This window comes from Cohnella sp. GbtcB17, from assembly GCF_019091135.1.
Lineage (GTDB): Bacteria > Bacillota > Bacilli > Paenibacillales > Paenibacillaceae > Cohnella.
In genome coordinates this window covers 54,868-65,289 of sequence record NZ_JAGXJW010000048.1, presented here as the reverse complement: position 1 = coordinate 65,289, position 10,422 = coordinate 54,868, and the positions used below count along the sequence as shown (strand labels likewise).

Genomic DNA, 10,422 nt, shown 5'->3' with positions numbered 1-10,422 from the left:
CGGACCCCAATATGACAAGGTTCTTGCTGAGCTTAGAAGATGCGGTCGAGCACGTCGTATTTGCGTTCCAAAATGCTGAGGCTGGAGATATTATGGTGCAAAAAGCACCAGCATCGACCATCGGAGACTTGGCGCAAGCGATCAAGGAATTATTCAACGCTCCAAATGAAATAAAGATCATTGGTACTCGGCATGGCGAGAAGCTATATGAAACATTACTGACGAGAGAGGAGCATATCGTATCGCAGGACTTGGGCGGTTTCTATAGAGTGCCTGCCGATAAAAGAGATTTAAATTATGACAAGTATTTTGTGGAAGGCGATAAGCAATTGTCTTCTGAAGAAGAATATAACTCCCATAATACGACAAGATTAAACATTGAACAAATTAAAGATAGACTGCTCTCTCTTGATTATGTCAGAGATGAATTAAAAGGTTGGAATCGTGCATGAATATACTCGTAACAGGCGCTAACGGGTTTATTGGGAAAAACCTGATAGCGGAACTGAAAACCCGCAGTGATCTGAATATCCTGGCGCACAGTAAAGAAACAGAACCATCTCTACTTGATGATTATTGTAAAAAGGCGGATTTTGTATTCCACCTTGCAGGCGTGAACAGACCCAAAGATGAACGTGAATTTATGGACGGTCATTTTGGCTTCACATCAAGATTGCTCGCAACATTACAACAGCACCAGAATACTTGTCCGATCATGATATCTTCTTCTACTCAAGCCGAATTAGACAATCCATATGGGAGAAGTAAAAAAGCGGTAGAGAATTTACTTGTAGACTACAGTAGTGTTACTGGTGCGAAAATATTGATTTATCGTTTTCCTAATGTGTTTGGGAAATGGTTAAGACCTAATTATAACAGTGCGGTAGCGACATTCTGCAATAACATAGCGCATGATTTACCGATTACGATCAATAATCCCAACACCGCGTTAAAACTGATCTATATCGATGATCTTCTAACGGAAATGACCCGAGCGCTGGCTGGCGACGAAAAACGTGTCGGAGATTATTGTGAAGTTCCTACGGTCTATACTGCTACGTTAGGAAAGATCGTTGATTTATTATATTCTTTCAGGAAGAGCCGCGAAGAGCGCTCCATCCCGGATATGTCTCATACGTTTACAAAAAAATTGTACAGTACTTATCTTAGCTACCTGCCTGAAGATCAATTCAGTTACGAGCTTAAAATGAATGTAGATCAAAGAGGATCATTCACGGAATTTATAAAGACGCCGGATCGGGGGCAAGTCTCCGTGAATATATCTAAGCCTGGGATTACCAAGGGGAATCACTGGCATCATACCAAGAATGAAAAGTTTCTTGTAGTTAGCGGCAAAGGGGTAATTCGCTTTAGAAAGATCGACTCCGGTGAAATCATTCAGTATTTCGTAAGCGGAGATCGATTGGAAGTTGTTGATATTCCTACGGGATACACGCATAATATCGAAAACTTAGGCGACACGGATATGGTCGCTGTAATGTGGGCCAATGAGTTTTTTGATCCAAATAGACCCGACACGTATTACTTGGAGGTTTAAACAATGAAGAAGTTAAAGGTGATGACGGTCGTAGGCACCAGGCCAGAGATCATAAGGCTTTCTGCTGTTATCAATAAACTAGATGAATCTAATGCAATAGAACATATACTTGTTCATACAGAACAGAATTATGATTATGAATTAAATGAAGTGTTCTTTCAAGACTTTAAGTTGAAGCAACCCGATTACTTCCTGAATGCAGCTACCGGAACACCGGTTGAGACGATAGGGAATATTTTGATTAAAATCGATCCCATCCTGGAAGAATTTCAACCCAATGCCCTCTTAGTATTGGGAGATACCAATAGCTGCCTATGTGCAATCGCGGCTAAACGAAAGCAAATTCCGATCTTCCATATGGAGGCCGGGAAGAGATGCTTTGATCAGAGAGTGCCAGAGGAAACGAATCGAAAGATAGTCGACCATATTGCAGATATTAATCTAACCTATAGTGATATAGCGAGAGAGTATCTATTAAGGGAAGGGCTGCCGGCGGATCGAATTATAAAGACAGGTAGTCCAATGTTTGAAGTTATAAATTCTAGAAGAGAAGATATAGAGAATTCGGATGTACTCGGAAAATTAGGTTTGATAGAGGGAGAATATTTCGTCGTATCAGCTCATAGAGAAGAGAACATAAATTCAGAAACCAATTTTCTGGATTTAGTAGATAGCTTAAATGCTATAGCTGAAAAGTACAATAAGCCAATCATTTTTAGCACTCATCCTCGAACACGGAATAGGATTAATGCTAAAGGAATAGAGTTTAATCCATTGATTAAAATAATGAAACCCCTGGGCTTTAACGATTATATCAAGCTGCAATTCAAGGCTAAGGCTGTCCTTAGTGATAGTGGGACTATTAGTGAGGAATCTTCTATTCTTGGGTTTAGGGCACTGAATATTAGACAGGCGCATGAAAGGCCGGAAGCGATGGAAGAAGCGGCGGTAATGATGGTTGGACTTTCTAAAGTGAGAATATTTCAAGGATTAGAGATACTAGAGACACAGGCGAAGGGTACTCTAAGAAGTGTTGCTGATTACAATGTGACGAATGTATCTGATAAAGTTCTTAGAATAATTGTATCTTATTCCGATTACATAAATAGAGTGGTTTGGGGAAGGCATTAATAGCTAAATTACTCAATTTACACGTAAGGAAAGAAACACGCCTATATGGATTGTTGGAAGAAAGGAGTTGAGTTTAATATGAGAAGAGTCTTAATTTTTACAGGGGGCTATTTGCCTGGAAAAAAGTATGGTGGTCCAGTTGTTAGTATAAGTAATTTTGTTAATCTATGCGGAGATAATTTAGATATTTATATCGTAACTTCAAATCATGACTTAAAAGATAGTAATCCATACCCTAATATTAAGCTGGGTTGGAATCAGGTTGGAAAAGCTAAGGTCCTGTATTGTCAAAATGCGGATTTCAATTTTAAGAGTATAAAAAATATTGTTAGTGATATTAAACCTGATATTATTTATCAAAATAGCTTTTTTGATGCAAAGCGAGCAATACCGCTGTTATTAATATCCAAAAGAATGAAAATAAGAATGGTGTTAGCCCCAAGGGGGGAACTGTTTGAAAGTGTCTTAAGTCAAAAATCCTTTAAAAAAGCGCCATATTTATTTTGGGTAAAAAAATTTCTGCTTAATGAGTATGTATGTTTTCAAGCGACTACGGAAACTGAAAAAGAGCAGATAAGAAAAAGGTTGGATATAAGTTCTGAAAAAATTTTCGTACTAGAAAATGTGCCTTCACTACCAGTAAACCTAGGAAAAAAAAGCAAGAAACAAGCGGGAATTTTAAATTTAGTCTATATTTCCAGAATTCATCCCCAAAAGAATTTATATTTTGCATTGGAGAGTCTTAAAAAAATAAAAGGCAAAGTAAGATTTGATATTTATGGGCCAAAGGAAATGCCTCAATATTGGGAGGCCTGCACACATCTCATTAAGGAATTACCAAGTGATATCCAAGTGAGATATTGTGGTATAGCTGAAAGAGAAAATATCCATCAAATATATTCTGAAAATGATGCAATGATTTTGCCAACAATATCAGAAAATTATGGGCACTCAATTGTAGAAGCAATGCTTTCAAATTGTCCTGTAATTATTAGTGATAACACCCCGTGGACTGACATTAATCAAGCCGAAGTCGGCTGGGCAATCTCTCTATCGAGGCAAAATGACTATTCTACAGCCATACAACAGTTAGTTAATCTAGATGAAAAACAATACCAACGATTGGTGAAAAAACTTGAGACCTATATTGGTGATAAGTTGAAAGTTGATGCGTTGAAAAAACAATACAATGAATTTTTCAATAAATAATAACGAAGCTAATGAGAAGGCACATCAAGTATAGTCGATGATATGGCAATTAGAATTTAAACTTATGGAGGAAAAATGGTTAATTTTTTTTATAATACTCAAACCTTTTTTGAAAAGACAAAAATAGAGACGTTGAGAAAAGTTATGTATAGAGTACTGCTTATTCTGATTAGAATTATAGTTCCTCTATATTATATATTAAATACTTCAAAAAAAAGTGGTATTAGCAATAATAATAATGATAGAGTACCTCAAGTAATAGTTTCTCTTACATCATTCCCTCCTAGGATGAAAACAATTTGGATGGTACTTGAATCCTTGTTGAGACAAACCAGAAAGCCGGACAAAATTATATTATGGCTAGCATCAACGCAGTTTCCCTCAATAACTGATGTGGATTTGAGGGTGAGAAGGATGCAAAAACGAGGGCTTGAAATACGCTTTTGTGAAGATTTGAAATCGCATAAAAAGTATTTTTATGCGATGCAAGAGTTTTCGAATGATATTATTATTACGGCAGATGATGATTTATTTTATCCTGAGAACATGGTAGAAGAATTAATGTTAAAACATGCCGAATATCCAGAAAGTATTGCTTGCTACAGGGCACATAAAATCACCTTTAATAATGGAAAAATAAACAAATATATAGATTGGAGTTACGGATCAAAGAACTTTTCAGGACCAGATCATCTTTTAATGGCCACTAATGGAGGAGGAGCACTATATCCTCCAAAGTCTTTAAACCAAGAAGTGTTTAATATTGAAGCCATCAAAGAATTGTGCCCTGATGCTGATGATATCTGGTTAAAATGTATGAGTTATTTAAACGGAACTAAGACAGTAAAGGTTCATGCAGTGTTCTCAGAAATGTTTTCTACACTTAGTTCATCTACTTCTGGCCTTGCTAAAAGCAATGTGATTGAAGGGAAAAATGATCAACAACTGAGGGATGTACTAGCAAGGTATGCAATTAATTTTAGTGACTTAAGAAATTGAGGTAGTTAGCAATGAATAGATTAGGAAAACCTAAAATAATAAATGATGAAGAGAATTCCCCAAAAAATCAATCTTTTCATATTGCTTGCATCTTAACAACATTCTCACTTTTATTGGCGATTATGATTGGTTTTTCACCTAACAGCAAAGGAATATATAAATTATTATTTATGATTCCTTTGGTATATGGATGCTTGAACTTTATTTTTTTTCGAGTCTATGATCGGAAGAGTTTTCCTAAAGTTACGATTTTATTGTTGATGTTTATTAGATACTTTATAGGACCACTTTTCATTTATTTTGATAAATTTCCATCCAGTTTATACAACCTAGTGTACTCGCAGGATACAATTATTTTGGCTACTTTTTTGATGTGTATAGAAGTTTCGTGTTTATTTGGAGCATTGTGGATATTCGAAAAAAAGAGAGAGAATCCAGCTATAGGAAAAAGGGAATATGATTTTCTTAGTGGAAAAAACTTTGGGAAGATTAACTTGCTACTAACGGCATTGATAATAATAACTGCTGCGATGTATTTAGTATATCCTGCATTATTCCATAATTATTATTTTATTTTTGATCAATCCATTCAAAATACGACGCTCCTAAACGAACAAAAATTAAAATCATCTATTCCAAATGGTTTGCGTTGGATTGGTTATACACTAGGAGAAATAACACATTATACAGTGCTTGCAAAATTATTAGCCGTGATCTATAACAAATACAACAAGAAACCGTGGAATGGATACATATATATAGCAATTTTGATAATTATATTAAATGCCACAATTACTACATCAAGACAAATGTCTGGTCTTATCATGTCCGCTATATTATATATGCAATTAATAAGAATGTTTCCGAAGAGAAGACGATTGTTGCTTAATTTATCAATTGTTTCAGGGTTATCTGTAATAACGACATTGATAATTTCTTATCTCTCTTTGTCAGCAACTTATCGTACTATCTCAAGTTTAGTGGAGTCATATACAAATGGTTTCTACGGAATTTACCAAAGTTTGGAATCTTTAACTTTAGCCAATTTAGGTTTTTTTGAAAAATACCAGTTGTTGTTTTTGGGTGATACTCTAGGTTTTATAAATGTAATTAGTACTTTCTTATCTAGATCAGGCCAAATTAATTCTACTGATGTGTATAATTACTATTTATATGGATCGGGAGTATCAGGTGGCCAAATTATTCCCATGATCTCACAAGGATATCTATACTTAGGGCTTTTATTTTCTCCAGCAATCTCCGTGGCATCAGTAGTATTAATGTATAGATACGACGGAAAAGTGAGACAAGGGAAAGGCTCCTATATGTGCAATATGTTTTTAGCAATTGTTTTTGCCGTGGCGCCAATAATGTATAATTATTCCATCCTATTACTATTGTTAACAACCGTTGCATTTCCACTGTATATAGCTTCATTATTGAATAGTATTAATCTTGGGAGAAAACAGTGAAAATAATTTTAAAAAAACAAGGGTTAATAAAATTAATACTTGGGTTTTCAGTTGCAAGTTGGGTAAGTGCTGTAATTAATTTTATTATACTACCTATTTCAACGCGTGTTTTCGAGCCAGCTCAACTGGCAAGTATAAACTTATTTTACGCAATCTTTACAATGGTAAGTTGGGTCGCTATTCTTGGGCTCGATCAAGGATATATAAGATATTTCCATGAAAAAGAAACAGAAGTTGAAAAAAAAAATTTACTTTCTGTTTGTATGGCATTAAGTGTAATTGCTCTTGTTTTTATTGCAGTTAGTGTTATACCGTTCCAGACAGAAATTGCTGTGTGGGTTTTAAACGATGATAATAATATGGTTGTGTTGTTTTTGTTTATTTGTGCATTGAACGCAGTTGTTCAGCGCTATATATCCTTGTTTCATCGCATGAGAAATTCAGTGATACTTTTTACAGTTACAACTGTGTGTGCGTCGGCTGTCATAAAGCTTTCTTATTTAGGAGCTGCTGTTTTTGACGCAAATTATTATACTGCAATAATGCTAATGGTAATTACCAGTGCCATATTTTTAACATTCACTGTATTAGTGAATCGAAAGAATATTAATTTAAGAATCTCGATAAAAAGGGCTCTAAAACCAAGTTTGTTAAAGTTTAGTTTTCCATTAATGCCAATAAGCATCATGGCTATATTAAATAATGATATCCCCCAATATTTTCTAAGAGGATTCGATGAACTGAGTCAATTGGGAGTATACACCTCAGCTGTTACGTTGGCTGGAATTATTACATTACTACAGTCTGGTCTTAACGTTTTTTGGGGGCCATTCGTATTTAGAAATTATAAAAATGAAGTTAAGTCCATCATGAAGATGCATGAAATAATTGTCTTTTTAATGGTTGCGTTTGCTATTCTTATTATAGCGTTCCAAGATATTATTATATTGTTACTCGGAGAAAATTATCGTGCAGTAACAGATTTCCTGCCATTCTTACTTTTTTCTCCTGTCAGCTATACGATTGCAGAAACCACTGGTGTAGGTATTGCTCTTGAAAAAAAAAGTAATATTAATCTTCTTATATACGCTTCCAGTATTATCGTGAATTTTTTGGCATGTTATATCTTAATTCCATTATATAGTGTAGAAGGTGCTGCTATTTCATCAGCAATAGCTGCCTCTTTTATGCTAATATTAAAAACTATTTTTGGCCAAAAGTATTTTAGAAGTATAAGAAGATACCGATATATGATAGCTGGTATGGCGGTTTTGCTAATAGTTGCTATTACAAATGTGAAATTTAACATGAATGATTGGCTCTGTCTTGCGATTAACAGCTTTGCACTAATTGGACTCTCTGTTTTTTTTGATTTGAACTCTCTGTTAAAGAGTTGTTGGAAAGAAGTAAGGGGAGGAAGCAAAGATGAAGTTTAAAGCAAAAAAATGTTAGTTGCTTTACGGTTGTGTTGCGATCAATCTTCCGTCTAGAGGTTCAAAGTACAAATAGGCTAAAGAGTTATTAGATCCTTTCTAGTAAAGAGATTTATCCGACAGGCGGGGATAAATATTTATATTCAAAAAGGTGCTATGATACCCCCTTCTTTAGTGATAGGAGATAATTCCGGCGTTGGTGTCAACGCAATAATAAGGGGACCAACTACTATTGGTAGTAACGTAATGATTGGCCCTGAATGTATTATTTATACTCGAAATCATAGGAATGATAGCCGATATACCTATGTTTGAACAGGGGTATGAAACTGATGAGCCGATTATTATAGGAAATGATGTTTGGATAGGTAGTAGAGTCACCATATTACCGGGTGTAAGAATAGGAAATGGAAGTATTGTTGGAGCTAGTGCGGTGGTATCTAAAAATGTACCTGAATATTGTATTGTTGGGGGTGTGCCGGCCAAAGTTATAAAAAAACGTACATAAATAGTGCAATAACAAATGAAAGATTATAGCATCACTTAACCCAAATATGATAAACAGAACACGTTTTAGAAGCCTCGTTAATTAATCCGAGTAATTGATTTAGGAGTTTGTTGAAAAATTGAATGGTAAAAAAATAATGATTTGGTTTTTATTTAGGGGGAATATTTTATGACCTTATACCAAAAAATTTTAAATAGAGAAGAAAAAATAGCATTAATAGGTCTCGGATATGTAGGAATGCCTCTTGCAGTGGCTTTTGCCGAAAAAGCTGTTGATGTAATAGGATTCGATCTTAATATTCATAAGATAGAGCAATACAAAAGCGGTATAGACCCCACACTTGAACTGGGTGATAATGTTATTAAACATTCTACAGTTGAGTTCACTGCTGATGAAACAAGGCTTAAAGAAGCAAAGTTTCTCGTCGTTGCAGTACCTACGCCGATTAATGCAGATAAGACTCCTGATTTGTCGCCTGTTGAAGGAGCTAGTGTTATCATCGGTAGAAATCTTACTAAAGGATCTATTGTCGTATATGAATCAACTGTATATCCTGGCGTTACTGAGGATATATGCATTCCAATTCTTGAAAAGGAGTCCGGTTTGAGATGCGGTGTGGACTTTAAAGTCGGCTACTCACCTGAGCGTATTAATCCAGGAGACAAAGTGCATAGACTTGAGAACATCAAGAAGATCGTATCTGGCATTGATGTGGAAACGCTTGAAGAAATTTCAAATATATACGAACTTGTCGTTGAGGTAGGTGTTCATCGAACTAGCTCTATTAAAGTTGCTGAAGCTGCCAAAGTTGTAGAGAACAGCCAACGTGATATTAATATAGCTTTTATGAATGAACTTGCTATGGTTTTCGATCGCATGGGGATCGACACTCATGAAGTAATAGAGGCAATGAATACAAAGTGGAATGCACTTCGCTTTTATCCTGGATTAGTTGGAGGCCATTGTATCGGCGTGGATCCCTACTATTTTCTATATGAGGCAGAGAAGCTAGGATATCACTCACAAATAATAATCTCTGGTAGAAAAATAAATGATGGAATGGGACAGTTCGTGGCTGATGCAGTTATCAAAAATTTGATTTTAACAAATAAAGTTGTTAAACAAAGTAAGGTTGTCATTCTTGGAATTACATTTAAAGAAAATTGTCCAGATAGCCGTAATTCTAAAGTGGAAGATATTATTATTCGACTTAAGGAATACGGCATTGATCCGATTATTGTTGATCCACAGGCAAATGCAGTTGAAGCAAAGGAAGTGTACGGTGTCAATTTGGTTCCTTTGGATACAATAAAAGATGTCGACTGCCTAGTTTTTGCTGTTGCGCATGATGAAATAAAACAAATGACTCTCCAGCAAATAGATGGGTTGTTTAAAGAGTGCCGATACGAAGAAAAAGTAATTATAGATGTTAAAAGTATTCTGGATAAGACGGAAATTCAAAAGTTAGGATACTGTTATTGGAGACTTTGACTTTTACAATGTTGCGCCGGTGACAGCCCGCGGCAGTGGTCTTCGTTCCAAGCTGATAATCGAGGAGATGCTTGGCGATCTGTGCATGTCAGACCCGTAGTGGATCATCGCATTGCTTCGGTACTTTATACCTGTTGGCGTGCATCCATGGCACACCCTCCAATGACGCGCCTTTTAATCACCATGTGGAAATCAGGAAGCTAGACCAGAGACGTGTCTTAGACAACGATTATCCAACGCATTCGTTTAAGATGACCGTTCGCCAACTACGGTCCCGATAGAACTACTTCCATAGGTCGTCGGCATCTACCGCTTTACCATGAATATGAATTCGGACTATTTCTGAATGTCAGCCACTCAAGGTATGATAAAGCGGATTAAGGTCAAGGGAGTTGAGGTTATCGTATATGAGCCTGCGTTGTCGAAAAATTCTTTAACTGCAAAGTTTAGAAGAACTTAACGCTGTTCAAAGAAAAGCGGATATCATCGTCGTTAACCGAATATCAGAAATGCTTTTGGATGTTGCGGATAGAGTTTATACGAAGATTTGTTCAGCAAGGACGAACGATGGATTTCTCTTAGAACTTGTTTGTGATGGTGAAGATGGAGTTGGATTATCAT

General features: G+C 35.8%; 9 protein-coding genes and 1 pseudogene. All 10 read left to right on the top strand.

Translation table 11 applies throughout. The features are described from left to right. On the top strand, window positions 1-452 hold a 452-nt coding region (locus KVT38_RS23940; RefSeq protein WP_217596268.1), incomplete at its 5' end, for a polysaccharide biosynthesis protein. After that, complete coding sequence (locus KVT38_RS23935) at window positions 449-1,558, top strand: capsular polysaccharide biosynthesis protein CapF (RefSeq protein ID WP_217596267.1); 1,110 nt, start codon at window positions 449-451, stop codon at window positions 1,556-1,558. The genes KVT38_RS23940 and KVT38_RS23935, both read left to right, overlap by 4 nt. Window positions 1,559-1,561: 3 nt before the next feature. Further along, the gene (gene wecB, locus KVT38_RS23930; RefSeq protein ID WP_217596266.1) at window positions 1,562-2,689 is read left to right on the top strand and encodes a non-hydrolyzing UDP-N-acetylglucosamine 2-epimerase; all 1,128 of its coding nucleotides are present in this window, start codon (window positions 1,562-1,564) and stop codon (window positions 2,687-2,689) included. A 78-nt stretch (window positions 2,690-2,767) separates the two neighbouring features. Beyond that, the gene (locus KVT38_RS23925) at window positions 2,768-3,898 is read left to right on the top strand and encodes a glycosyltransferase (protein WP_217596265.1); all 1,131 of its coding nucleotides are present in this window, start codon (window positions 2,768-2,770) and stop codon (window positions 3,896-3,898) included. Window positions 3,899-3,973: 75 nt separating this feature from the next. Further along, the gene (locus KVT38_RS23920) at window positions 3,974-4,897 is read left to right on the top strand and encodes a glycosyltransferase family A protein (RefSeq protein ID WP_217596264.1); all 924 of its coding nucleotides are present in this window, start codon (window positions 3,974-3,976) and stop codon (window positions 4,895-4,897) included. 11 nt (window positions 4,898-4,908) lie between these two features. Continuing rightward, window positions 4,909-6,369: a hypothetical protein gene (locus KVT38_RS23915; protein WP_217596263.1), complete on the top strand. Its 1,461-nt coding sequence runs from the start codon at window positions 4,909-4,911 to the stop codon at window positions 6,367-6,369. Beyond that, complete coding sequence (locus tag KVT38_RS35605) at window positions 6,366-7,805, top strand: lipopolysaccharide biosynthesis protein (RefSeq protein WP_217596262.1); 1,440 nt, start codon at window positions 6,366-6,368, stop codon at window positions 7,803-7,805. The genes KVT38_RS23915 and KVT38_RS35605 overlap by 4 nt, the downstream gene beginning before the upstream one ends. Window positions 7,806-7,958: 153 nt before the next feature. Further along, window positions 7,959-8,117 (top strand): hypothetical protein, encoded by a 159-nt coding sequence (locus tag KVT38_RS35600; protein WP_217596261.1) that lies wholly within the window; start codon window positions 7,959-7,961, stop codon window positions 8,115-8,117. Window positions 8,118-8,142: 25 nt separating this feature from the next. Then, window positions 8,143-8,304: pseudogene (locus KVT38_RS23900) on the top strand (DapH/DapD/GlmU-related protein); the annotation flags it as partial. Between the two features lie 174 nt (window positions 8,305-8,478). After that, window positions 8,479-9,801: a nucleotide sugar dehydrogenase gene (locus KVT38_RS23895; RefSeq protein WP_217596259.1), complete on the top strand. Its 1,323-nt coding sequence runs from the start codon at window positions 8,479-8,481 to the stop codon at window positions 9,799-9,801. Window positions 9,802-10,422: the final 621 nt, after the last annotated feature.

Coding starts and splice junctions, on each gene's coding strand:
- KVT38_RS23935 (WP_217596267.1), top strand. CDS start 449: ATGAATATACTCGTAACAGGCGCTAACGGGTTTATTGGGAAAAACCTG.
- wecB (WP_217596266.1), top strand. CDS start 1,562: ATGAAGAAGTTAAAGGTGATGACGGTCGTAGGCACCAGGCCAGAGATC.
- KVT38_RS23925 (WP_217596265.1), top strand. CDS start 2,768: ATGAGAAGAGTCTTAATTTTTACAGGGGGCTATTTGCCTGGAAAAAAG.
- KVT38_RS23920 (WP_217596264.1), top strand. CDS start 3,974: ATGGTTAATTTTTTTTATAATACTCAAACCTTTTTTGAAAAGACAAAA.
- KVT38_RS23915 (WP_217596263.1), top strand. CDS start 4,909: ATGAATAGATTAGGAAAACCTAAAATAATAAATGATGAAGAGAATTCC.
- KVT38_RS35600 (WP_217596261.1), top strand. CDS start 7,959: ATGATACCCCCTTCTTTAGTGATAGGAGATAATTCCGGCGTTGGTGTC.
- KVT38_RS23895 (WP_217596259.1), top strand. CDS start 8,479: ATGACCTTATACCAAAAAATTTTAAATAGAGAAGAAAAAATAGCATTA.